We start from the raw sequence: 23,038 nt of genomic DNA, 5'->3' as shown, positions 1-23,038 counted from the left end.
CCGTGTGATCCGGTTCCGCCCCCTCTCGCTGCACGATCAGCCCTGGCCCATACTGTGGCGCATGTGGGGGAGTGAGAAGCAGCCGCACGCTCAGCGGCACCTGAACGCGCTACCGCGCAGCCCGATGGTTCCCGACTCCGTGATGGCGGAGATCGCCCGGCACGACTGGGAGGGAACGGAGTGCGGCTGCGGCCGGTCGGCGGGCCATCTGGTCGACGCCGTGCGTGATGCGGCGGAGGGTCATCCGGCCGCGTTCCACGCACTGGAGGGCCACGCCTTCTTCGCTCAGCACCTGAAACCGCCGGCCCCGGCGGTCTGTGCCGTGCTGATGGCGGTGTGGGCCGCGCGGCCGCCCCGGCGGGCGACCCGTGAGGCGCTGCTGTGGACCTTGCTGGCCCTGCTGTGCACGGTCGACGACGGCGGCACCCACGAGGCCGGCCTGCACGGGCAGTGCGCCGCCCACATCCGCACCGGCGTGGACGGCTTCCGCCTCGAACTGGGCGTGCCGGGCTCCGGGACCTCCGCGTACGCGGAGGGCATCCTGGAGATCCTCGGCCTGCCGGCCTCCTCCTGACCTCTGCCTCAGGCGGTCTCGGCGACCGCCCCGGGCAGCCAGTCGGCGACCCGGCCGAAGGGGAAGCCGAGGCCTTCGGCGCGGCCGTTGTCCATGGCGTACGCGCGGTCGAAGGAGAAGGGCGAGGCGGCCTCGCCCGCCCCCACCACCCGGTAGCGGGGCTCGCGGCCGAGCTGTCCGGCGACCGTCGAGCAGAGCGCGAGCACGTCCGGCGCGCCGTGCGAGGCGGCGTTCACAGGCCCGGTGAAGGTGTGCCGTGCGGTCCAGTCGAGGAACTCGGCCATCTCCAGGTGGTGGATGAACGAGGTGCCGTACGGGGCCTGGTGGACGTCGACCGGCCGCCCGGTGCGGATGCGCTGCACGTAGTGGGCGAGGCGCCCGGTGAACTCGGCGGGGCCGCCCCCGAGGACGTGCGCGGTCCGCACGGAGACGAACGGGAAGGGTGGCTCGCGCAGGAAGACGGCCTCGGCGCGGCGCTTGCCCTCCGCGTACGCATGGGCGTCGCTGTCCGGGGCGTAGCGCGTGGCGGCACTGAAGCCGGTACTGGTGCCGGTGCCGGTGGCAGAGGCCGTGCCGGTGCGGGTGCCCGTGCCGGGGCCCGGGCCCTGCCGGTCCGGGAACGGCGGCGCGAGCGGCGGCCGCCCCGGGTCGAGGGCCGCTTCGGCCACGGGCACGGCGTGGGGCGCGGAGCCCGCGGGGAGGGTGGCCGGGTCGTACACCTCCATGGTCGAGGTCATCACATAGCGCCCGGTCCGCGCGGCGAACACCCGGCGGGCGACGGCGGCCTGGAGCGGCGTGTAGCAGACCTGGTCGATGACAACGTCGAAGTCGCGGCCGCCCAGGGCCGCCCTCAGGCCTGCCTCGTCGTCGCGGTCGGCGAGGAGCCGGCCGACCCCGGGGGGCGGGGCGCTGGAGCCCCGGTTGAGGACGGTCACCTCGTCCCCCGCGTCACGCAACCGCGTGACCAGGGACTTCCCGAAGTACCGACTGCCGCCTACGACAAGGATGTGCTTCATGCGTCCGACTCTCGCGCTGTATCGTCCCCAGCGGAACCGACCAGCTGCTGAACGGGTCGTAAGGAAAACTGATGATCGATGTGCAGCGGTTGCGTGTCCTGCGCGCGGTGGCCGAGCACGGCAGCTTCAACAAGGCGGCCGCAGCCCTGCTGCTGACCCCGTCCGCCGTCTCCCAGCACATCGCCGCGCTGGAACGCTCCCTGGGCCACCCGGTGGCGGTGCGCAGCACGCGCGGGGTCACGCTCACGGAGCCGGGGCGACTGCTCGTGGAGGCGGCGGAGACGATCTCCGCCGAACTGGATCAGGTGCGCCGGGCGATCGACCGGCTGACGCAGGAACGGCCGCGGCTCACCGTCGCCACATTCACCAGTGGCGGCCGGCACCTGCTGCCGCTCGCGCTCGCCCGGTTCGTGCAGGCCCACCCGGAGGTGGAGCTGACGGTGCTGGAGAGCGAACCGGAGGACGCCGTGCCGATGGTGCGCAGCGGCGCCGCGGACCTCGCCCTGGCCTACCACTTCGACGGTCCGCCGCCGAGGGGTCCGGGTGGCCGCCGGGACCTCGACTGGCAGCCGCTGACGGACGATCCGCTGTGGGTGGTGCTGCCGCGCGGCCACGGCCTGGCGGACCGATCCTCGGTGGACCTCGGGGAGTTGGCCGGGGACCGGTGGGTGCTGGGCTGCCTCAAGACGGAGGCGTTCCTGCGCCGGTACGCCGAACTCGCCGGTTTCCACCTGCGCGTGGGGGCTTCCACCACCGACTACTTCTTCGCCCAGACCCTCGTCGCGGCGGGGGTCGGGGTATCCCTCGTCCCCGAGGTCGCGCTCGTCGGCACCGGGGAGTCGGTCGCGGTCCGTGTCGAACCCCCGCGCCCCACCCGGCACATCGGCCTGCTCCTGCCGCGCCGACGGCGCACGAACCCCCTTACCGAGGCACTGGCCGAGGCCCTGACAACAGCCGCCACCACCTCCCCCACCGCCCCGCAGACCGGAGCCCGCCCCTGAACCCCTTGCTGAGCGGCCTCGCCGCCAATCCCGCGTTGCCCGCCGAGCTGGTCGACCGGTTGATCAGGTTGGCCGCGGGAACATCCGATGCCGCGGACGAGCTGGTCGGGTACCTGGCCGACCGCACGGACCTGTCACCCGACCAGGTCGCCGCCCTCGCCGCGCACGACGAGGACACCGCCGTGCAGCTCGCCCGCGGCGGCCACCTGACCGCCGGCGACGTGGACCCCGCGGTGCGGCCGTCCGTGGCTCTCGCCCTCCTCGACGAGGGATGCGGATGGCCGCAATGGGCGGTCCGGTTCGCAGCAGACCCCGATCCGTGCGTCCGCCGGCGGCTCGCCTCCTGCCCCGGGCTGCCGCCGGAGGCCGAGGACGCCCTGGCCGGCGACGCGGACCTCGAGGTGACGACCGAGTTGGCCCTGTGGACGACGTCCCCGCCGGTTGCGGCCCGTCTCGCCCGGCACCCGCATGCCGAGGTCCGGCGGGTGGTGGCCGCCAACGAGGCGGTGCCGCCCGCGGCCCTGGCTGCGCTGCTCACCGGCGACGGCCTGGAGTCTGCCCGGTCGTGCCTGGACTGCGAGGACCGGGCGGAGGGCCGGGCGGCACCCTTCGCCCACCGCTCCTGCGGCCCGGATCCGGCCGGTGGCCCGGGGCCGGGTGCCGCATGCGACGGGACGCACGGCTCGACCGTTCACGGCACGTGGCGGCGGGCCCTGGCCAATCCGGCCACGCCCCCGGCGGCCGTGGCCGCGTTCGCGGACCATCCCTCCGAGCCGCTGCGGTGGGCCGTCGCCCGGCATCCCGGTCTGCCCGCGCACGTACGGACGCGCCTCGCCGAGGACCCGGCGCCCGGCGTACGGGCGGCGCTCGCGGGGAACCCGGGGACCGGAGCGGCCATATGCCGCCGACTGGCCGCAGACCCGGATCCCGAGGTGCGCCGGGCTCTCGCACACCATCCTCGCGTCCCGTTCGACGTGCTGGCGCGGCTGGTCCTCACGACCCGCACCCGCACCGGCCCGGATCCGCTGCCGCGGATCTCCTCGGCCACCCCCGATGAGCTGGCGGAGGCGGCCGCGTCCGCGCGCGGGCAGGTACGGATGCTCGTGGCCCAGCGGCGCGATCTGCCCCCGGACGTGCGGAACCGGCTTGCGTCCGACGAGGACGCCTCGGTGGCCAAGGCGGTTGCCCCGCATCCGGGTCTGCCGGCGGAGCTGCTGCGGGGCATGGTCGCGCTGCACGGGGTGCAGGTCCTCGCCGGGGTCGCGGCCAATCCGGACGCCCCCGCGGATCTACTGGCTGAACTGGCCCACCGCGAACCGCCCGTCCGACGGGCGCTGCGAGAGATCGCCTCGCACCCGAACGCGACCGCCGGGGCACTGATGCCATGCCTTGCGGACCGGAAGGCGAGGGTGCGTGCCGCCGCCCATCCGGCGCTCCCGCCGGCGGTCGTCGTGGAACTCCTCGACGATACCGACCCGGCGGTGGTGGAGGCGGCAGCCGCCAACCCCGCGTTGCCGTCTGCCGTGATGAGGGGGCTGCTGCCATGACCACCGGTGGTGCGGGCGAGGTGCCCGGGGGCGGATCCGGGGATCCTGCACCTCCGCGCCGGCGGGGAGGGGCCGCATGGTGAGGGAGCGCATATGCGGATGCGTGCGGGGGCCGGGGCTTCGTAGGCTGCTGCCCGGAGGGGGGCGGGAGCCCCGTGTCGCCGGCGGGAGGGAGAGGCGGATGCCGCGCAGTCCGGGCAGGGCCCGACGGATCGTCGTGGACGGTGACACCTATACGTGGTCGGTGCGCCACTCCCACAGCCGGCCCGGCGGCGGTGCCGGGGACTGCTGCGAGTCGCTGACGCTCCACTTGGCCGGGGCGCGGGGACATCTGCGCATCCTCTTCCGGGAGGGGCCGGGCCGGCTCGTGCCGAACGGCTACCCGATGGTCTCGGGGGAGGTGTCCCTGACCTCGACCGAGTCCCTTCACCTGCACGAACCCGGCACCGTCCGGGCCCTGTTGGAAGAGGGCCGGGCCGCCGGGTGGCGTCCCGACGGGCCGTCGGGGAGGGAGGTCGACGGATGGACCCTCTTCGAGGGCGCCCTGCGGCGGCGCGCTGCCGCCCGCGCAGGCCGTCGTCCCGCCCCTCAGGGGTGATTCCGTCACCTCACCGGGTCGGGGGTCGTTAGGGCCTGGGGGTTGACTCGGGGGCGAAGGGATGGCGGTATGCGGCAGTTTCCTCTGGAGATGCACCACGTGGCACCCGGCAGGGTGGTCGAGTGGCGGCTCAGGTCCACCACGGCGGTGGCCGACCGGCCGGCCACGCAACAGACGGATGATGTCAGGCAGTTCGGGGCCGGTGGACCGGACGGGGAGCAGGCCGACGGGTCCGGTGATCCGGCGAGCCGGAAGGCGTCCTTCAACCAGGACAAGCACTTCACCGTCGCCGAGGAGAGCCGGGCGGCCGACGACCCCGTCGCGTCCTGGGTCGCGGTCACCTTCGAAGTGACCGGGCGGCTGGACGAACGGGCCCTCGCCGCAGCCCTGCTCTGCTTCGTCCAGCGGCACGAGGTCCTGCGCTGCGCGTTCCGCAGGTTGGCCGGAGAACTGGCCTGCGAGCCCTTCGACCCGGCCGCGCTCGTCCTCGACCCCGAGCCCGTGGGTGTCTTCGACGACGCCGGAGTGCTGTCCGACTTCCTGGTCGAGCGCTTCAAGCGGAGCATCGACACCTTGTCCTGGCCCCTGTTCATCATGGGCGCGGTGGTCCGGGAGGATTCGGCCACGGTCTACCTCGCCTTCGACCACATCGTCTGCGACGGCATGTCGATGCCGATCGTCGCCCGCGAGGTCCTGACCGCCTACGAGGACCTGTGCCGCGGCGAGCGTGTGGACCTGCCGCCCGCGCCCAGCTATCTGGACTTCGCCGACGAGCAGCGCCGCCGCTACCTGTCCATCGACGCCCGCGACGGACGGCTGGACTACTGGAAGGCCTTCATGGGGCCCGCCGGGGAGTTCTTCCCGCGCTTCCCCCTCGACCTCGGGGTCGAGCCGGGGCGGATGTACCCCATCGTCAACGAAGCCTCCATGCTGCTGGACGCCGGTGAGGCGGAGGTATTCGAGAAGACCTGCGTGGCCGTCGGCGGCAAGCCGTTCATGGGGGTGCTCGGTTCGGTGGCGGTGTGCCTGCGCGACGCGGGCGGGCCGGGCGTCTACCGGGGCCTGATGCCGGTCAGCGAGCGCGGCCGGGGCACCTGGACGAACTCGGTGGGCTGGTTCGTCAACACCCTGCCGATCGAGTTCGACGCCTCGCCGGGCCGGGACTTCGCCCAGGTGATGACCTCCGTCCGGGCCGGGTTCAGCGAGATGATGTCCCACCTCGACGTGCCGTTCGTGCGGGCGTGGGAGCTGCTGGCGCCGCAGGAGTTCGCCGCCCGCTCCTGGCCGTACCCGGTGAACTTCTTCTCGTACATCGACATGCGCAAGTGCCCGGGCGCGGAGCGCCACGACGACTGGCGGCCCACCACCCACGTCTGGTCGGCGCGTGCCAACGGTGCCTGCTCGTGGTTCCAGCGGGACACGGACGGCCTGCACATGAACTCCATCTACGTCGACACCCCGGCGGCCCGCCGGACGATGGGCGGCTTTCAGGAGGCGCTGCGCCTGACGGTCCAGGAGGTCGCCCGGTCGGGCGGTTTCCGCCGGCCCGTCGCGCTGACGCCGCAGCGCCGGCCGGTACGGCCCACCCCGGTGGACGTGGCCGCGTCCGGGCGCCGCGGCTGAGTGGTCCGCCAGTGGAGCCTCACAGGCGGGCGGCCCGCCGCAGGAGCAGGGTCCGTTCCTGCGCGTTGCGGGTGAGTGCGGCCGCGCGTTCGAACTCGGCCCGGGCCTCGCGCGGCCGGCCGAGGCGCTCCAGCAGGTCGCCCCGTACGCTCGGCAGCAGGTGGTAGGCGTGCAGGGCCGGTTCCGCCGTGAGGGCGTCGACGAGCGGCAGGGCGGCCGCGGGTCCCTCGGCCATGGAGACCGCGACCGCCCGGTTGAGTTCCACCACGGGTGAGGGCGTCAGCTGGACCAGTCGCCCGTAGAGGGTGGCGATCCTCGCCCAGTCCGTGTCCTCGTAGCGGACGGCGGCCGCGTGGCAGCCGGCGATCGCGGCCTGGAGGGAGTACGGGCCGCTGCCGGCGCGGCTCATCGCCCGGGCGCCCCTGGCGATGAGCAGGCGGTTCCATCGGGCCCGGTTCTGGTCGGCCAGGAGCACCGGTGCGCCGTCGGGGCCGGTGCGGGTGGCGATGCGGGACGCCTGGAACTCCAGGAGCGCGGCGAGGCCGTGCACCTCGCCCTCCTCGGGCATCAGGGCCGCCAGGACGCGGGCCAGGCGCAGGGCGTCCTCACAGAGGGCGGGGCGGACCAGGTCGTCCCCCGCCGTCGCCGAGTAGCCCTCGTTGAAGACCAGGTAGATCACGTCCAGGACGGAGGACAGCCGCGCCTCGCGGTCGGCGCCGTAAGGGACTTCGAAGGGCACCGCAGCCTTGGCCAGAGTGCGTTTGGCGCGCACGATGCGCTGGGCGACCGTGCTCTCGGAGGCGAGGAAGGCGCGGGCGATCTCCTGGGTCGTCAGTCCGCCGACCAGGCGCAGGGTGAGCGCGATGCGGGCGTCGGTGGCGAGGACGGGGTGGCAGGCGGTGAAGACCAGGCGCAGCAGGTCGTCGTCGATGTCGTCGGCTTCGGCCGGATCCGGGGGCGGGGGTGCGTCCTCCAGGGTGCGGCCGACCTCGGCGAGCTTGCGCGCGTAGGTCTCCTTGCGGCGGACGAGGTCGATGGCCCGGTGCTTGGCGGTCGCCATGAGCCAGGCGCCCGGACGGTCCGGGACACCCGACTGAGGCCATTGCTCCAGTGCGGTGACGAGGGCGTCCTGGGCGATCTCCTCGGCGATGCCGACGTCCCGCACGATGCGGGTGACGCCGGCGATGATCCGCGCCGACTCGATCCTGAACACCGTTTCGACCGCCTGGGCCGCATCCACTGCCGTCACGGCCACCCATCAGAGCAGCCGTGACGAGGCGGGGCAAACGCGGCACGAGCCGTCGGGATCACATCTCCTGGATCTCGCGGACCTCGGCGCTGACGTTCCATTCCGGCGGGTGGATCTCCAGGAACCGCCGGGTCCACTCGATGGCCTCGGCCTTGTCCTTGCACTGGCTGAGGGAGTAGCCGCCGACGACCTCCTTGGTCTCGGTGAAGGGCCCGTCGGTGTAGCTGATCCTTCCGCCGGACCAGCTCAGGCGGGTGGCTTCGGAGGTGGGCAGCAGGCCCGCTGTGTCGAGCATGACCCCGGCCTTGGTGATCTCCTCCAGCAGGGCGCCCATGCGCTGCTCGAACTCCGGCGGGAACTCGTTGGGGGGAAGGTCGTTCTCGTTGATGCGGATCATCGTCAGGAAGCGCGGCATGGTGACTCCTCGGTCATGGGGGCGGGCTTCTCCCCGCCTCTCACCCTTGCGTCGAACGGGAGGCGCCCGGATCGACAGCTGCCGGGAAAAACTTTCGAGGATGTTCCGCCGGCGGCCGCCGGCACGGCGCCGGTCGGCACCTCGCGGTCCGGTCGGCAGTCGGCGGGCTGCGGCGGGAACCTGTCAGCGGCTGTCGCCGGTCCAGTCCCAGTGGCCGGGGTCGCCCGCCCGGCGGCGGTAGTGGGCCCGGCCGCCCGCTCCGTAGCGCCCTATCTCCGTGGGGAGGCGGGCCTCCTCGTCGAGCCGGGACCCGCTCCAGCCGGTGATGTCCAGGAGGAGCCCGTCGAGTGGGCCGCCGACCAGTTCGCCGTAGACGTGGCCGGGTCGCGGCCCCGGGTCGGGGTCCTCGTGGTCGGCGCCGTACACCCGGCGCCGGAGCATCCTGTCGTCCATGCTGATCAGCTTCACAGGCGGCACTGACAACGGCCCGGCGGTCGCCCGCCCGGACGGCGGCGATGATGGGGGCTGCGCTCCCGGCGGAGGAGCGCCCGAACGAGGAGCGACGCGCATGGCACGCGGGGTGCACCGGCCGCAGGAGGACGCGGAGTTCGACTTCGTGCTGTCGATGACGGCGGGACCCGTTCTCGCGTATTTCTGCGGCACCTGGCCCAAGGCGGTGGAGGCGTGCCGGGCGATGGACGCGGTCGTCGGCGAAATGGCCCGGGAGTACGGCACGCGGCTGACTGCCGTCCGCACCGACATGACGCGCTGTCCGGGGTCGACGAAGCGCTACGGCGTGACCGGTGCGCCGACCGTGGTGCTCATCGAGGGGGGTGAGGCGGTCGCGAGTCAGGCGGGGTCGATGGACCGCGAGGAGTTCCGCGCGTTCCTGGACGTACACCTCCCCTGAGGGCGGCTGCCCGCCGGGAGTCTCGGAGGACCGGGGCCGGGCCGGACTTCCTGTACAGTTGTTCAGAAAGTCGAGTCCCGCACGGTGCGAGAAGTGGAGACGGCCCGATGCAGACGGTCGCGCAGATCCTGATCGGCCTCGTGGCCGCACTGCACGCCTATTTCCTGGTCCTGGAGATGTTCCTGTGGCAGCGGCCGCCGGGGCGGGCGCTGCCAGGGTTCGACGCGGACACCGCACGGCTGACCGCGCCGCTCGCCGCCAATCAGGGCCTGTACAACGGCTTCCTCGCCGCCGGGCTGGTCTGGGGGCTGGTCGTCGACTCGCTCGCCACACAGGTCTTCTTCCTCGTCTGCGTGGTCGTGGCGGGGGTGTTCGGCGCCGTGACCGCCAACCGCCGGATCCTGCTCGCCCAAGCCGTCCCCGGCGCCCTCGCGCTCGGCGCCGCTCTGCTGGCCGCGTGAGTCCGCAGCCCGCCGGACGGGAGCAGGACCGCCCCGAGGACCCACGCACGGCCCGGACGAAGGCGCGGCTGCGCGAGAGCCTGCTGGCCGAGTGCGCGGGCCGGCCGCTCGCGGAGGTCAGCGTCTCGGCGGTGGTCCGCCGGGCCGGCGTCGGCCGGGCCACCTTCTACCTGCACTACGAGGACCTAGCCGCGCTCGCGGTCGACGCGTGCGCGGGCGTGGTCCACGCGGCGGTCGACGCCCTGCACGCCTGGCAGACCGGCCCCTCGCCGCTTCCCCCGGCCCGTCCCCCCGCCGCACTGGCCGTGTTCCTGACGGGTGCGGCCGAGCGGGCGCCGCTCTACCGCACCCTGCTCCTCCCGGGCGGCGGCGGACCCCTCGGCGACCGCTTGCACCGGGAGCTGCGCGCCCGCGCCCGCGCCGAGCGCGCGGCAGTGGGCGCCCCCCGGCCGGAGCTGGTCGCCTCGGCGGTCGCCGCGACCTTCACCGGGGTGCTCGCCGACTGGCTGCACGAGGAGATCCCGGTGGGCCCGTCCGTACTGGCGGACCACCTGTGGCCGCTGCTCCTGGCCCTGCACCGGGCCGGCCAGTAGGTCCCCGCCGAGCGGGCGGGACGCAGCGGACACGACCTGCGGGAGCGGGCGGCGCCGGCTCCCGCAGACGCGGCAGGCCCCGCCGGCGGACCGGCGGGGCCTGCTGCACGGCGCGTGGCGGCGGCTACCCGAGGGGGACCACGTTGTCGGCCTGGGGGCCCTTGGGGCCCTGGGTGACGGTGTAGTCGACCCGCGCGTTCTCCTCCAGCGACTTGAAGCCCGTGGTCTGGATGGCGGAGAAGTGCACGAACACATCAGGACCGCCGTCGTCCTGCTGGATGAAGCCGAACCCCTTCTCCGAGTTGAACCACTTCACGACACCTGTTGCCATCTTGCTGATCCTTCACAACGGTCCACTGCGGGCCGCACACGCGGCCGTCTCGATCCTGCCCGACGGTGCTCCACAGCACACGCCGAACGCGGCCAACCGGGGCGCGTCGCGCATGCGAACTTGCGGTCGACTTGTCCGCGATACGGGGGGCAGGCCCGCCGTACAGGCTCAGGCGGCCTCGTCGGCCGCCAGCGGCACCGCGGGCCGGGAAGGGGCGAGGGCCACCGGGGCACGGCGGGGCCGGGCGGCCACCCGGCAGCCCAGGCAGTCGGCGTGCCCGGCGCGGGCCGCGGTGTCCCGGACCCGCCAGTCCCAGTCGGCTTCGGAGCGGGGGCCGCTCGGCTTGCCCCATCCGGCAAGGTGCAGCAGCCAGGTGGCGACCCCGGCCAGGGCCACGACGGCGAGGCCGATCAGGATGCCGGGCGGCCAGGCCGCGCACAGCGCGGCGCCCGCGCCGGCGAAGCCCAGAAGGGCCAGTGTGGTTCCGGTCCAGCCGGCCACCGTGTGGCCGAGGTCGACGTGACCGTGCGCGCTCATGGTTCTCCCTGGTCGAAGGGGGCAGCAGTAGGCTCGGAGACAAGGGGATCCTTATTTCGCAAGGTAAGTATCTCACAAGCTAAGTAACTTAGATGCTAAGGAGTATCTGCGTGCAAGGCAAGCCCCGCCCCGCGGCCACACCCGCGGAGGCGCTTTCGCGCATGGACCAGTTCGTCGCCCTCGGCATCGTCGGCCAGCAGGAGGTGGCGCAGCGGCTGGGCCTCAACGTCACCGATCTGACCTGCCTCGGGCACATCCTGGGCGCCGGTGAGAACCCCCTCGCCGCCGGCGACCTGGCCGAACTGGTGGACCTGACCACCGGCGCCGTCACCGGCGTGCTCAACCGCCTGGAGAAGGCCGGCTATGCGCGGCGGCGCCCCGATCCGGCCGACCGGCGCCGGGTCCGGGTGGTGGCGGAGCCGGCCGCGGCAGCCCGGGTCTTCGCCGTCTACCAGCCCTTCTACGATCGGCTCGGCACGCTGTTCGCGGACTACACCCCCGACGAGATCGCCGTGATCGCCGACTGGTTCGAACGCGCCGCCGCCGAGGTCCGTGCCCACTGCGCCCAGGTCCGCTCCGGCGAACTGGACGCCCCGGAGGGCCTGCCCTCCGCTGGTACCATGGGCGGTTGACCAATCTCCTTCCCCTCTCCCCCACTCCCCCTCTCCCCTGCTTCCTTCTTCCCCCCTGCTTCGAAAGGTCCTGCATGAGGAACCCGTCAGCCCATGGGCGCTTCGGTGTGAAGGGCGGTGCCAAGGGCGGTTCGAAGACCGCCACCCCCCGGAACATCGGACCGCAGGGCGAGTTCGCGATGCCCGAGCCGAAGTCGCCGGCACTGGCGCCGGTGGAGTCGTTCGCCGAGCTCGACCTGCCCGCCGAGCTGATGGAGACCCTGGCCTCCCTGTCGGTGACGCAGCCGTTCCCGATCCAGGCCGCGACCCTTCCCAACGCCCTCGCCGGGCGGGACGTCCTCGGGCGGGGGCGCACCGGCTCGGGCAAGACGCTCGCCTTCGGGCTGGCCCTGCTCGCGCGCACGGCGGGGCAGCAGGCCGATCCGAAGCGGCCGCTGGCCCTGGTCCTCGTACCGACGCGCGAGCTGGCCCAGCAGGTGACCGAGGCGCTGCAGCCGTACGCGGCGGCCCTGCGGCTGCGGATGGCCACGGTGGTGGGCGGGCTGTCCATCGGCCGGCAGGTCAGCGCCCTGCGGACCGGTGCCGAGGTCGTCGTGGCCACCCCCGGGCGCCTCAGCGATCTGGTCGGACGGCGGGACGTGCACCTGGAGCGGGTGCGGATCACCGTCCTCGACGAGGCCGACCAGATGTGCGACATGGGATTCATGCCCCAGGTCACGGAGATCCTGGACCAGGTCCACCACGCGGGCCAGCGGATGCTCTTCTCGGCGACCCTGGACCGCAATGTCGACCAGCTGGTCCGCCGGTACCTGAAGGACCCGGTCTCCTCGTCCGTCGACCCGCAGGCGGGCGCGGTGACGACGATGGACCACCACGTCCTGCACATCCACGCGGCCGACAAGATCTCCGCGGCGACCGAGATCGCGGCCCGCGACAACCGCGTGCTGATGTTCCTGGACACCAAGCACGGGGTCGACCAGTTCGTGAAGCACCTGCGCGCGATGGGCGTGCGGGCGGAGGGCCTGCACAGCGGCAAGTCGCAGCCGCAGCGCACCCGCACCCTGGCCCAGTTCAAGGCCGGGGCCGTCACCGTGCTGGTCGCGACGAACGTCGCGGCACGCGGCATCCACATCGACGACCTCGACCTGGTCGTCAACGTCGACCCGCCGGCCGACCACAAGGACTACCTGCACCGCGGTGGCCGTACGGCCCGGGCCGGCGAGTCGGGCCGGGTCGTCACCCTCGTCACGCCGAACCAGCGGCGGGACATGGTCCGGCTGCTGTCCGACGCCCGGATCCGGCCGACGATCACGCAGGTGCGGTCCGGCGAGGCGGCGCTCAGCAGGATCACCGGGGCGAAGGCCCCGTCCGGTGTGCCGCTGTCCGGGGCCTCGCCCACCGACGCCAAGGGCAGGCCGTCGGGGACGGAGCTCGGCTTCCGCGGCATCGGCACCCGCCCCGGCCGGCCCGGGCGCGGCAAGGAGTCCCGCAAGACGCTGGAGGCCCGTCAGCAGGCCGAAGCCCGCCGGGCCGCCCGGGTCCGCCGCGGCATCTGATGCCCTGCGGGGGACCGCCCGGCTCGCCGGCCGGTCCCCCGCACCCGGGTCATTCGCGTTCGAAGACGTGCGAACGGCCGACGACCTCGAAGCCGCGGCGCCCGTACCAGTGCCGCGGCCAGTCCGTCGCGTCGGCGGTCAGGAAGCGGGTGCCGCAGCCCGCCTCCGCGGCCAGGCGCAGTGCGGTCGCCAGCACGGCGTCGGCGTGGCCGCGGCCGAAGTGGGCCTGCGAGGTCATCAAATCCTCGATCTGGGCCGTTCCCGCCGCCGGGTCGAGATAGAGGTCGGCCCAGGAGGCGACCTCTCCGTCCGCCGCGCGCGAACCGATGAAGCGGACGTCGTCGGCGCCGCGGAGGCGGGACTCGCGGCGGTCGACGAGCTGGCGCACGACCTCGTCGTCGACGTCGGGGAGGATGCCGCGCCAACGGGTCGTCAGCGGGCCGCGCAGAGCGTCGAGGGAAACCTCCTCGGCACTCGCGCGGTCCGGCACCGGACCGGTGTGGACCATCACCAGGTAGCCGGAGTGGGTGTAGCCGGCCCGGACCATGGGCCCGACGCACGCCCGCGCGGTGTCCTCGTCGAGTACGCAGACCAGCCGGTGCGGCAGGTGACCGAGGGCGTCCTCCGCGAGGGCGGGTAGCGCCTCGGCGTCGACGGCTCCGTCGATCACCACCTGGTTGTTCGCGCGGGACTGCGGGAACAGGTCGTCGAAGGCGGCGAACCCTCCGGGCAGCGCGACGGTACGGGTCGCCTGGCGGCGGGCGAAGGCCGCCATGAAGCGGTTGATGCGCGAGAGGTGCGGACCGGTCATCGGGGCAGCCCCAGCCCGCCGGTCCCGGGGGTCACGCGGATGCGCGGGTCGACGGCTCGCCGGCGCAGGCGTTCGGCGGCGGCATAGCGGACGCGGCCCGTACGGGCGCCGGCGGCCAGCAGCTCCAGAGCCTCGCACGAGGCGAGCAGCCGGACCGCGGTGCGCTGGCACCAGTCCGACGCGCCGGCCAGCTCGGCGGCGGACCACGGCTCGCCGCGGGTCACGGCCTTGAGCAGGCTCCACTCGCGCAGCCGCCGCTCGGGGAAGGCCCGGCCGGCGAGGACGCCGGAGATCGCCCCCGCCCAGGCGGTGAAGCCGTCGTCGGTGAGCAGGCCGGCCGCCCGGCGGTCGAGATGGGTGACGACGGCGCTCTCGGCCATCACCCGGTCGGGGTCGCGCAGGACGGCGGCGACGGTGTCGGCCTCGGCCTCGGCATGTGCGCCGGGCGTCGCGGCCAGGGCTTCGAGGTGGCGGGCGTAGCGCCAGTGCTCGGGGGGCGTGCGGGCGCCGGAGGGGCTCATCGGGTGCCGCCCGCGACCGACCCGGCCCGGTCTCCGGGCACCGGTGTGACCGTCCTCGTCGGTATGCCGCCGGCGGGCCGCCGCTGCTTCTTGCCTGTCCGCATGGCACCCATTTCACACGACCGCCGGGGCGTACCCGTGGTCAGGGTGCCGTCCGGGCGCACCGGGGGCGGCGGCCTCGGCCCGGACGGATCGGTCAGGTCGCAGCCGGCACCCTCCGGTCAGGGGGCGCGGAGGAGCGCCGGACCCTGCCGGGCAGGCGGGGGGCTGCGGACACGGCCTATACCCCCTGGGGCAGCGGCGCCCCCGTCTCCAGCAGGGTCTTCAGGCTCGACGCGAGCATCGGCCAGGCCTGCCCGCACAGGCCGATCAGGGCGCCGCCCGGCTGGAAGCCCTCGTGGCGGATCGTGAGGCGGGCGAGGGTGTCGCCGACGGGCTCGATCTCGTACGTCACCTTCGTGCGGGGCTCCTGCGCGAGCCGGGCCCGGAGTTCCTCGTCGATCCCGGCCGCAGCCGCCCATTGCGGGCTGAAGGTGTGCCAGGTGTAGGACAGCAGGCGGTCGGGCACGCAGCCGAGGACCAGCTGGCCGGGGTCACTGGTGCGGGCGCCGCGCTCGACCCAGTCCATCGCCGAGCCCACCGCCCAGTCGGTCTCGAAGCTCAGCCCCCAGTAGCGGCGGGTGAGGGCGGGGTCGGTGAGGGCCTGCCAGACGCGGGACGGATCGGCCTGGATGTACAGGGTGTAGGTGATCGCGCTGTCGCTCATGGCCCCATGCTGCGGGACCGCGCACGGCGGACGCCGGATTTCGCGGCCCGGCCCCCGCGACGGCCGCGGCCGCGGGCCGGGGCGGGTCGGCCCCGGCCGTCACCAGCGCACGCCCTCCTCGGGGAGTTCCGCCAGCGGGGTGCGGGCGGCGGCGGGCAGGTGGAACCGGGCGCGGGCGGCCAGGACGGCAGCCAGCTCGGCCTCGCCGGCCGGGCCCCAGTCGCTCAGTTCGCGGACCTGTTCGGGGGTGGCGAGCAGGCGGGCGTACGCCGGGTCCGCGGCCGGCGGGAGGCCGGTGAGGCGGGCCGCGACGCGGGCGTGGGCGCCCTCCTCGCCGGAGCGGTGGCCGAGCGGCACCGGTCCCGCGCAGAGCGCGGCGGCCGGGGGCGGCAGGTGGACGGCGCCGGTGGCCCGGGCGATCAGGAGCAGGACCCGGCCGTCGGGTGCGAACAGCCAGCCGGACACGTCCCGTACGGGCAGCTGCGCGGGGACCGGGCCGTCGTGCCAGGCGCCCCGCTGCGGGACCCGGCGGGTGCGGAGCACGCCGAGCCGGTCGAGGGCGGTCGGTGCGGTGGGGCGGCCGTCCTCCAGGAAGGCGGCGCCGGAGCCGTTGATACGGGCCCGCAGGGCGGACAGGGCGCGGCGGGCGTCGCCCGGGTCCATCAGGGCGGGCAGGTCGGCCGGCTCGGCGAAGTGGATGCCGGTGATCTCCTGCGCCGGGAGGCGGACGCCGTCGATGCGCTCCGGTGTCCAGGTCCCGCCGTCGTAGACGTGCAGGACCTCCCCCGGGAACCGCATCGCCGGGGGGAATCCCGGGGTGTCGGCGGGAATCCAGTCCACGGCCAGGCCGCGCGGGTAGTGGCCGTCGACGCCGAGTTCCTCGCGCAGTTCCCGGGCGGCCGCGGCGGACGGCGCCTCGCCCGCGTCGACCGCCCCGCCGGGGAGCATCCGCTCGGCGCGGTAGTCGACGCTCTGGACGAGGATGCGGCCGTCGGTGTCCGTCACCAGGACGACGGCTGCGGTCCAGACGGCGGCCCGCGAGGCTCCGTACTCCTCCGGAGTCATCCAGGTCCCGGTACCGGGGTCAACGGCGCATTCGGGGGCGTCGGTCGCACTGTCGTCGGTCGCGCTGTCGTCGGTCAGCTGCGGCATCGGGACTCCGTTCACCGGGGTGGACCCGTGCGGGCCCGTGGGCCCGTGTCCGGCCCGCCGTCTGTGCAACAGCGGGCGGGGGCCACGGGTTACGGCGCGCGGTGCGGTCCCGCGGCGGCAGCGCACTCCGCCGTCCCCCACCTCCTTATTACTCGGTTACATCACCGTTGCTACCGTGCGGGAGCGGGCTGGCGGCATGAACACCGCCGGTCCGACCAACTTCAGAGCGGGAACGGCAGTGGCGGGGACAGCGGTGGGAACAGGGGCCGGGGCAGGGGCCGGTGCGCAGGCGACGGCGGAGCGGCGCAGCGGCGGCGGATCCGGCCGGCTGGCCGGGGTGGACGCCGTGCGCGGCATCGCCGTCCTCGGCATGTTCGCCGTGCACGTCGGACCCAGCCCGCAGCCCGAGGGTGCCGGCTATCTGCTCGTCGCGGCGGACGGGCGTGCCCCTGCCCTCTTCACCCTGCTCGCAGGTTTCTCCCTGGTCCTCGCGCAGCGCGGCACGGACCCGGCGCGGCGTCCCGAGGGCTGGGCGTCGCGGTGGCGTCCGCTGCTGATCCGCAGCGCCGTCCTGGCCGTACTGGGTCTGTACCTGGCGTCGTTGTGGCCCGGCTTCCTGGTCATCCTCGCCTTCTTCGCCGTGTACTTCCTGGCTGCCGAGCCCTTCACCCGGCTCTCCACACCGGTGCTGACCGCCGTGGCCGGCGCGTCGGTGGTGGTGGGGCCGCTGCTGTCGTTCCTGCTGGGCCCGTTGTTCGGGTACGGGTCGTCGGGGCGCGGCCTGGTCCCCGAGGCCGCCGATCTGACCAGCTGGCCGGGGCTGGCGGCGGTGGTGTGCGAGCTGCTGCTGACCGGGGCGTACCCGCTGGCCACCTACTTCCCGTACGTCCTGGCCGGGATGGCCCTGGCTCGTCTGTGCGACGTGCGCGAGTGGGCGACGGCCCTGTGGATGACGGTCTGGGGCGCGGTGGCCGCCGTGGCCGGGTACGGCTCCGCGTGGCTGGCGGGGCACGCGTTCGGGACCCGGCAGCGGCTGCTGGAGGCGATAGCGGTGCACCACCCGGAGGCCCTGGCCGCCTCCGACCCGGTACGGGAAGTGCTCGGCAGCCAGTTCGGGGCCGTGCCCAGCACCTCGTGGGACTGGCTGCTGCTCGCGGACCCCTACAGCCAGACCCCGCTGGAGACCCTGGGCAACGCGGGCGTGGGGTGCGCCCTCATCGGCCTGTGCGCCCTGGTCGCGCGGCACGCGGTGGGCGCCCGGCTGCTGCGGCCGCTGACGGTGCTGGGCGCGATGGCGCTGAGCGCGTACGTCGTCCACGCGTTGGTGCTGGCCGGACCGGCGCACGGCGCCGCGTCCTGGTCGGCGTGGATCGGCTTCAGCGGCGCGGCGCTGGTGCTGACCTGGGCGTGGCAGTGGGTGTGGGACGACAGCCCGCTGCGTCGCGGCCCCGTCGAGCACGCCCTGCGGCTGGCCACGCGGGTGGGCGCCCGGGCATAGCGCCCCGGCACCGCCCTGGACACGGCCGGCGACGGCCCGGGACAGCGGGGATCCCGAGCCCCCCACCCCCGTGGGGGGGCTCCGATCCGGACGGGACCTCCCGTGCCTCTCCGGGTGGCGGAGCACCCTGCGAGAACGGTCCCCACGCTAGGGCCGGGCGGCGGGCCGCCCCCATGGCCGCAGACGTCAGCAAGGGGACCGAACGCGCCACGGGGGGACCCTTCACGCCGTATGGGGGGCATCGGTCCCCGAACCCGGCGCAGGACTGGCGTTCCCCGCCGGTCTATGCTCAGCCCCCGTGGCCTCGCACACGCACCAGGGGACGACGTCCTCCGCTCTCACCCGTCTGAACGCCCATGCCGCACACCTGTTGGGGATACCCCCGGACGGTTACGCGCACCTGTTGGGGATGGCGCCCGAGCACCTCAACGACGACCTGTGCCGGCCGCCGGCCATGACGAGCATCCGCATTGCCGAACTGGCGACCGTCCACGCCCCCTGGAGCGAGGTGTCCCTGCTGCTGACGCAGCAGTCGGCGGTGGGGAGCCTCGGGGTCTGGGACTACTTGATCACCTCTGCTCCGACTCCACTCGAAGGGATCCGGGACGCCGGGACCTACCTCGCCGCCGTCGTCGACACCAGCACGGACGACCTGCGGATCACCGAGGACGGGGACCGGGTCACGCTCAGCCATCTCAACCGGGGCGATCTGGCCCACGAGGCGGCCTGCGCCGTCCGGGCCTGCGCGCTCGGCCTGTACCTGCGGCGCCTGAGCGAGGCGGCACAGCGGCGCCTCGTTCCCCTCCGCGTGTCCCTCGCCGCCGAGGCCCCCCGGCGGCACGACGCGCTGATCGAGCTGTTCGGCACGCGTGACATCGAGTTCGGGGCCGCGGTCAGCACACTCACCTTCCTCACCCGCGACCTGACCGCCCCGACGCCGCACGCGCAGCCGGGGCTGTCGGCGGTGCTGCGGCGGCACGCCGACCAGACCCTCGCCACCGCGGTCCCGCTGCGCGACTGGCTGGACCTGTTCCGCGGCGCCCTGGCCTCCGTACACGACGAGGCCGGCGTACCGGCCCTCGCCTCGGTGGCACGGCGCTTGGCCGTCAGCCCGCGGACCCTCCAGCGCCGGCTCGACGAGCACGGCACCACCTGGAGCACCGAGGTCGAGACGGTACGCCGGGACCGCGTCTCACGGCTGCTGCACTCCACGGATCTGAGCATCGAGGCGATCGCGGCCCGCAGCGGGTACGCCGACGCCCGGGCCCTGCGCCGCGCCGTGCAGCGCTGGTACGGCACCACGCCCGCCGCTCTGCGCCGCTCCCCCGACCGGAGCGGCGTCGCGAGCCCTGCATGACGGCGGGGTGCTCGTTCGATCAAGACGGGACCTAGCGGTTCAGGCGGCGCGTCCAGTCCTCGGGGACCCGGTCGGCCGGGCCCGGGGCGGGTTGGTCCGCGGGGTGGTCGCCCGGCGGGGCCAGCCGGGGCCCGGACTCGTACATCTCGTTGCCGTCGTAGTCCCAGAACCACTGCTCGCCGGGTTCGAAGCTCTGCACCAGCGGGTGTCCGGTGGCCCTCCAGTGGGCGGTGGCGTGCTGTGCGGGCGAGGAGTCGCAGCAGCCGATGTGGCCGCACTGGGCGCAGCGGCGCAGGTGGAACCACCAGCCGCCCACCGCGTCGCAGTCGGCGCAGCCGGTCCCGGTCGGCGGGACGCTCGGGTCGATTCCCTCGATGTCGCTCATGCCGGCTCCTCGGCCATGTCGGTGCCGGGCGCCGTCCCGGCGTCGTGGTTCTCCGGTGCGGCGGTCAGCGGCAGCAGCACCTGGAAGCGGGTGTCGCCGGGGGCGGACTCCACCTGGAGGCTGCCGTGGTGCTTGTTGACGACGATCCTCCAGGAGATGTCCAGTCCGAGGCCGGTGCCCTCGCCGACCGGTTTGGTGGTGAAGAACGGGTCGAAGATGCGGCTGCGGATGTCGGCGGGGATGCCGGGCCCGGTGTCGCGGAACTCCACCAGCAGGCGCTCCCCCTCGCGTGCCGTGTGCACCGTCAGGGTGCCGTCGCCGCCGGTGCTCGCGATGGCGAAGACGGCGTTGTCGATGAGGTTGGTCCACACCTGGTTGAGCTCGGCCGGGTAGGCGGGCACCTCCGGCAGGGAGCGGTCGTAGTCCTTGACCACCCGCACCCGTGGGCCGATCTTTCCGGACAGCATCAGCAGGGTGCTGTCGAGGAGTTCGTGGACGTCGACCACGCGGTGCGGGGCCCGGTCGAGCTGGGAGTACTGCTTGGCGGCGTCGACGAGGTGGGAGATGCGGGTGGTGGAGTCGTCGATCTCGTCCATCAACAGTTCGGTCTCGACGGTGTAGTTGAGCCAGCCGATGGCTCCGGGGAGGATGTCCCCGGCGACGGCCGCGGCGACCTGGTCCAGCCACTGCACGTCGAGTCCGGCCTGGACGAAGGTCGGTGCGATCCGCCAGCCCTCGGGGATGCCGTGGTCGTCGAGCCAGTCGGCGAGTTCGTCCTCGCGGTCGGCCGCCTCCAGCGGGCTGAGCGCCGTGGCCTTCGCGACGCGTTCCACCGTGCGTTCCTGGACCTCGATGAGGTCGGCGATCGCCTCGCGGGAATAGTCGCCCCGGGCGATGACGGCCAGCTTGTGCCGCATCCTGCCGACGCGTTCGCGCAGGGTCGCGGTGGCCCGGACGGCTGCCGCGGCCGGGTTGTTGAGCTCGTGGGTGAGGCCGGCGGAGAGCGATCCCAGGGCCAGTAGGCGCTCGCGCTGCCCGATGGCCCGCTGGGTGTTCTTCGCGCCGAAGAAGAGGCCCTCCAGCAGGTGCGCGGCCATGGGGAACCACTGCTGCATGAAGTCCGAGAAGGCCCGCGCGGGCAGCACGAAGAAGCGGGTGGGCTCGGTGACCCGCATGGAGTTGGTGTACGTCTGGGGCACCCGGTCACCGAGGTAGGCCTGCATCGCGCCGGCGTACACCCCGCGCTGGGAGGTGCGGCTCACCTCGATGTCGTCTCCGCCGACCCGGCGGGACAGGACGACGGTGCCCTCGATCATCACGTAGAAGCAGGACGCCGGGTCGCCCTCGGTGTAGACGGGGCCCGCGTCGAAGCGTTCGACCCGGCCCTCGGCGCACAGCTGCCCGAGCTGCTGCGGGGTGAGCTTCTCGAACAGGAACAGCGAGGCGATCTCCTGCGGGTCGCAGTGCGCGTACGTTCCGCTCATGACTGCTCCAGGTAGCGGTGGACGAGCATCACGGCCATGGCTCCCTCGCCGACCGCGGAGGCGACGCGCTTCGCCGACTGGGCGCGTGCGTCGCCCGCGACGAACACGCCGGGGACGTTGGTCTCCAGGTGGTAGGGCGGCCGGTCCAGCGGCCACTCGGCGGGCGGCCGGCCGTCCGGGGTGAGGTCGGGGCCGGCCAGGATGAATCCGCGTTCGTCGCGCAGCACCGTGCCGTCCAGCCAGTCGGTCAGCGGGGCCGCGCCGATGAAGACGAACATCCACTGCGCGTCGACGCGTTCGACCGCCCCGGTGTCGACGTCCCGCAGGTCCAGGCGCTCCAGGTGCTCCTCGCCGTGCGCCGACTCCACGACGGTGCGGGTGCGCACCGAGATGTTCGGCGCCTCCTCGATCTGCTGGATGAGGTAGTACGACATCGAAGCGGTCAGGGACTCGCCGCGTACCAGCAGTGTCACCGACTTGGCGCCGCGGGAGAGGTACATGGCGGCCTGCCCGGCCGAGTTGGCGCCGCCCACGATGTAGACGTCGTGGCCCTGGCAGGAGGCGGCCTCCGTGAGCGAGGAGCCGTAGTACACGCCGCGGCCGGTCAGGTCGTCGCAGCCGGGTGCCAGGAGCTGGCGGTAGGAGACACCCGTCGCCAGGATCACGCTGTGCGCGGCGACGGAGGAGCCGTCGGAGAAGCGGACGAGCCGCGCGGGTCCGTGGGCCTCCAGTCCCGTGACCTCGCGCGCGGTGAGGATCTCGGCGCCGAACCGGCCGGCCTGGCGGCGGGCGCGTTCGGTGAGCTGGGCCCCCGACACGCCGTCGGGGAAGCCGAGGTAGTTCTCGATGCGGGAGCTCTGCCCGGCCTGTCCGCCGGTCGCCGACCGCTCGACCAGGACGGTCCGCAGCCCCTCGGAGGCCCCGTACACGGCTGCGCCCAGCCCGGCCGGTCCCCCGCCGATCACGACGAGGTCGTAGAAGTCGGCGGCCGGCGTCGTCGCGAGCCCGACGTGCGCGGCGAGGTCGGCCGGCTCGGGCTCGATCAGCACGGTGCACTGGGGGGTCACGACCAGCGGCAGCCGCTGCCCGTCGGCGCCGGCCGCCTCCAGCAGCCGCCGTCCCTCGGGCTCGTCGGAGGAGTACCAGCGGTAGGGCACCTGGTTGCGGGCCAGGAACTCCCGCACCTGCGAGGAGCGCGCAGACCAGCGGTGCCCGACGACCTTGGTGGCGGGGACGGGGCGGTAGTCACTGGAGCGCCAGGCCGCGAGCAGGTCGTCGACGACCGGGTAGAGCTTCTCCTCGGGCGGGTCCCAGGGCTTGAGCAGGTAGTGGTCGAGGTCGACGACGTTGATCGCGTCGATGGCCGCGCCGGTGTCGGCGTAGGCGGTCAGCAGCACGCGTCGCGCGCCCGGGTACACGTGGAGGGCCTGTTCGAGGAACTCGATGCCGTTCATCTGCGGCATCCGGTAGTCGGCGAGGATGACGGCCACGAGGTCGCCCCGGAGCTTCAGCTCGCGCAGTGCCTCCAGTGCGGACTCGCCGGACTCGGCGCGCACGATCCGGTACCCGGCCCCGTAGTGGCGCCGCAGGTCGCGGGCGACGGCGCGGGAGACTCCGGGATCGTCGTCCACGGTCAGGATGACGGTCCGAGCTGGTTCGGCGGCCTGTGCCATACGTCTCCCGCGACGGCCCGGTCCGGTCCGGCGGGCGGCGGCGAGCCGTCCGCGCCGGTTCCCGCCCATCGTATGTTCGATCGTCCGCTTCCGCTCCGGGTCGCCGCGGGGGGTGCGCTGCGGGTCGCCGCGGAGGGTGCGCTGCCCGGTGCACGCCGAGCGCCTGCGGGGAGCGCGCGGCCTCGCTCGATCCGAAAGCAAGACCGCCCGTCACCCGACCGTGTGATCGGCAGGCCCGCACGGCGGCGGTGCGGCAGGGTGGGCGGATGCAGCTGCGCCGGGTTCTGCCCCTGACACTTGCCGCTCTCGTGCTGGCCTCCGGGTGCGTGACGGTGCATCCCGTCCCCG

General features: G+C 74.0%; 25 protein-coding genes. 12 read left to right on the top strand and 13 right to left on the bottom strand.

Going from position 1 to position 23,038, the window contains the following annotated elements:
* The first annotated feature begins 61 nt into the window (after positions 1 to 61).
* On the top strand, positions 62 to 574 hold the full coding sequence (locus IF89_RS0101475; RefSeq protein WP_158717778.1) for a hypothetical protein: 513 nt from the start codon (positions 62 to 64) through the stop codon (positions 572 to 574).
* A gap of 8 nt (positions 575 to 582) precedes the next feature.
* Here the strand turns inward: IF89_RS0101475 and IF89_RS0101470 are convergent, their stop codons facing one another.
* Positions 583 to 1,590: an NAD-dependent epimerase/dehydratase family protein gene (locus tag IF89_RS0101470; RefSeq protein ID WP_030759811.1), complete on the bottom strand. Its 1,008-nt coding sequence runs from the start codon at positions 1,588 to 1,590 to the stop codon at positions 583 to 585.
* A gap of 71 nt (positions 1,591 to 1,661) precedes the next feature.
* On the opposite strand from IF89_RS0101470, the gene IF89_RS0101465 reads away from it, so the two are divergent.
* The 4 genes from IF89_RS0101465 (at position 1,662) to IF89_RS0101450 (ending at position 6,359) form a co-directional block, all read left to right on the top strand.
* Positions 1,662 to 2,591: a LysR family transcriptional regulator gene (locus IF89_RS0101465; protein WP_030759808.1), complete on the top strand. Its 930-nt coding sequence runs from the start codon at positions 1,662 to 1,664 to the stop codon at positions 2,589 to 2,591.
* Between the two features lie 5 nt (positions 2,592 to 2,596).
* A complete protein-coding gene (locus IF89_RS0101460) occupies positions 2,597 to 4,138 on the top strand; it encodes a hypothetical protein (RefSeq protein WP_324605287.1) in 1,542 nt (513 codons plus the stop codon).
* A gap of 181 nt (positions 4,139 to 4,319) precedes the next feature.
* On the top strand, positions 4,320 to 4,736 hold the full coding sequence (locus IF89_RS0101455; protein WP_043192529.1) for a hypothetical protein: 417 nt from the start codon (positions 4,320 to 4,322) through the stop codon (positions 4,734 to 4,736).
* Positions 4,737 to 4,805: 69 nt separating this feature from the next.
* Positions 4,806 to 6,359, top strand: a complete 1,554-nt coding sequence (locus tag IF89_RS0101450) for a condensation domain-containing protein (RefSeq protein WP_051806689.1) — start codon at positions 4,806 to 4,808, stop codon at positions 6,357 to 6,359.
* Between the two features lie 19 nt (positions 6,360 to 6,378).
* On the opposite strand, the gene IF89_RS0101445 is transcribed toward IF89_RS0101450, so the two are convergent.
* From IF89_RS0101445 to IF89_RS0101435, 3 genes are all read right to left on the bottom strand, one after another.
* Positions 6,379 to 7,599, bottom strand: coding sequence for an RNA polymerase sigma factor (locus IF89_RS0101445; protein WP_030759797.1), 1,221 nt, complete (start codon positions 7,597 to 7,599; stop codon positions 6,379 to 6,381).
* Between the two features lie 67 nt (positions 7,600 to 7,666).
* On the bottom strand, positions 7,667 to 8,023 hold the full coding sequence (locus tag IF89_RS0101440; RefSeq protein WP_030759794.1) for a YciI family protein: 357 nt from the start codon (positions 8,021 to 8,023) through the stop codon (positions 7,667 to 7,669).
* Between the two features lie 183 nt (positions 8,024 to 8,206).
* Positions 8,207 to 8,476, bottom strand: coding sequence for a hypothetical protein (locus IF89_RS0101435; protein ID WP_030759791.1), 270 nt, complete (start codon positions 8,474 to 8,476; stop codon positions 8,207 to 8,209).
* Between the two features lie 115 nt (positions 8,477 to 8,591).
* Between IF89_RS0101435 and IF89_RS0101430 the strand changes: the two genes are divergently transcribed.
* From IF89_RS0101430 to IF89_RS0101420, 3 genes are all read left to right on the top strand, one after another.
* Positions 8,592 to 8,933: a thioredoxin family protein gene (locus IF89_RS0101430; RefSeq protein WP_030759788.1), complete on the top strand. Its 342-nt coding sequence runs from the start codon at positions 8,592 to 8,594 to the stop codon at positions 8,931 to 8,933.
* Positions 8,934 to 9,040: 107 nt separating this feature from the next.
* The gene (locus IF89_RS0101425; RefSeq protein ID WP_030759785.1) at positions 9,041 to 9,394 is read left to right on the top strand and encodes a DUF1304 domain-containing protein; all 354 of its coding nucleotides are present in this window, start codon (positions 9,041 to 9,043) and stop codon (positions 9,392 to 9,394) included.
* Entirely contained in the window at positions 9,391 to 9,987 is a 597-nt protein-coding gene (locus tag IF89_RS0101420; protein ID WP_030759783.1) for a TetR/AcrR family transcriptional regulator, read from the top strand. Before IF89_RS0101425 ends, IF89_RS0101420 begins: the two co-directional genes overlap by 4 nt.
* A gap of 124 nt (positions 9,988 to 10,111) precedes the next feature.
* Here IF89_RS0101420 and IF89_RS0101415 read toward each other — a convergent pair whose 3' ends face one another.
* Positions 10,112 to 10,318 (bottom strand): cold-shock protein, encoded by a 207-nt coding sequence (locus tag IF89_RS0101415; RefSeq protein WP_030654205.1) that lies wholly within the window; start codon positions 10,316 to 10,318, stop codon positions 10,112 to 10,114.
* A gap of 168 nt (positions 10,319 to 10,486) precedes the next feature.
* On the bottom strand, positions 10,487 to 10,855 hold the full coding sequence (locus tag IF89_RS0101410; RefSeq protein WP_030759781.1) for an HGxxPAAW family protein: 369 nt from the start codon (positions 10,853 to 10,855) through the stop codon (positions 10,487 to 10,489).
* Positions 10,856 to 10,965: 110 nt separating this feature from the next.
* On the opposite strand from IF89_RS0101410, the gene IF89_RS0101405 reads away from it, so the two are divergent.
* A complete protein-coding gene (locus IF89_RS0101405) occupies positions 10,966 to 11,487 on the top strand; it encodes a MarR family winged helix-turn-helix transcriptional regulator (RefSeq protein WP_078628023.1) in 522 nt (173 codons plus the stop codon).
* Positions 11,488 to 11,561: 74 nt separating this feature from the next.
* On the top strand, positions 11,562 to 13,043 hold the full coding sequence (locus tag IF89_RS0101400; RefSeq protein WP_078628022.1) for a DEAD/DEAH box helicase: 1,482 nt from the start codon (positions 11,562 to 11,564) through the stop codon (positions 13,041 to 13,043).
* Positions 13,044 to 13,092: 49 nt separating this feature from the next.
* Here IF89_RS0101400 and IF89_RS0101395 read toward each other — a convergent pair whose 3' ends face one another.
* The 4 genes from IF89_RS0101395 to IF89_RS0101380 all read right to left on the bottom strand — a co-directional run bounded on the left by IF89_RS0101395 (position 13,093) and on the right by IF89_RS0101380 (position 16,293).
* On the bottom strand, positions 13,093 to 13,854 hold the full coding sequence (locus IF89_RS0101395) for a GNAT family N-acetyltransferase (protein WP_030759774.1): 762 nt from the start codon (positions 13,852 to 13,854) through the stop codon (positions 13,093 to 13,095).
* Positions 13,851 to 14,375 carry a hypothetical protein gene (locus IF89_RS0101390; RefSeq protein WP_051806687.1) on the bottom strand — a complete coding sequence of 175 codons (525 nt, stop codon included), beginning with the start codon at positions 14,373 to 14,375 and terminating at the stop codon, positions 13,851 to 13,853. Before IF89_RS0101390 ends, IF89_RS0101395 begins: the two co-directional genes overlap by 4 nt.
* 280 nt (positions 14,376 to 14,655) lie before the next feature.
* Complete coding sequence (locus tag IF89_RS0101385) at positions 14,656 to 15,141, bottom strand: SRPBCC family protein (protein WP_043192527.1); 486 nt, start codon at positions 15,139 to 15,141, stop codon at positions 14,656 to 14,658.
* A 99-nt stretch (positions 15,142 to 15,240) separates the two neighbouring features.
* Entirely contained in the window at positions 15,241 to 16,293 is a 1,053-nt protein-coding gene (locus tag IF89_RS0101380) for an NUDIX domain-containing protein (RefSeq protein WP_234327617.1), read from the bottom strand.
* Positions 16,294 to 16,546: 253 nt separating this feature from the next.
* Here IF89_RS0101380 and IF89_RS0101375 point away from each other — a divergent pair, with 253 nt between their 5' ends.
* Positions 16,547 to 17,791 carry a DUF418 domain-containing protein gene (locus IF89_RS0101375; RefSeq protein ID WP_158717777.1) on the top strand — a complete coding sequence of 415 codons (1,245 nt, stop codon included), beginning with the start codon at positions 16,547 to 16,549 and terminating at the stop codon, positions 17,789 to 17,791.
* 298 nt (positions 17,792 to 18,089) lie between these two features.
* A complete protein-coding gene (locus IF89_RS0101370; RefSeq protein WP_158717776.1) occupies positions 18,090 to 19,148 on the top strand; it encodes an AraC family transcriptional regulator in 1,059 nt (352 codons plus the stop codon).
* A 31-nt stretch (positions 19,149 to 19,179) separates the two neighbouring features.
* On the opposite strand, the gene IF89_RS0101365 is transcribed toward IF89_RS0101370, so the two are convergent.
* The 3 genes from IF89_RS0101365 to IF89_RS0101355 are packed head-to-tail and all read right to left on the bottom strand — an operon-like array spanning position 19,180 to position 22,690.
* Positions 19,180 to 19,533, bottom strand: coding sequence for a UBP-type zinc finger domain-containing protein (locus tag IF89_RS0101365; RefSeq protein WP_030759755.1), 354 nt, complete (start codon positions 19,531 to 19,533; stop codon positions 19,180 to 19,182).
* Complete coding sequence (locus IF89_RS0101360) at positions 19,530 to 21,017, bottom strand: ATP-binding protein (protein WP_030759754.1); 1,488 nt, start codon at positions 21,015 to 21,017, stop codon at positions 19,530 to 19,532. Before IF89_RS0101360 ends, IF89_RS0101365 begins: the two co-directional genes overlap by 4 nt.
* Positions 21,014 to 22,690, bottom strand: coding sequence for an FAD-dependent oxidoreductase (locus IF89_RS0101355; protein ID WP_030759752.1), 1,677 nt, complete (start codon positions 22,688 to 22,690; stop codon positions 21,014 to 21,016). Before IF89_RS0101355 ends, IF89_RS0101360 begins: the two co-directional genes overlap by 4 nt.
* Between the last annotated feature and the right edge of the window lie 348 nt (positions 22,691 to 23,038).

This window comes from Streptomyces sp. NRRL F-2664 (genome assembly GCF_000719345.1).
In the GTDB taxonomy this organism is placed as follows: Bacteria; Actinomycetota; Actinomycetes; order Streptomycetales; family Streptomycetaceae; genus Streptomyces.
This window is presented reverse-complemented; position numbering and strand designations above follow the sequence as displayed.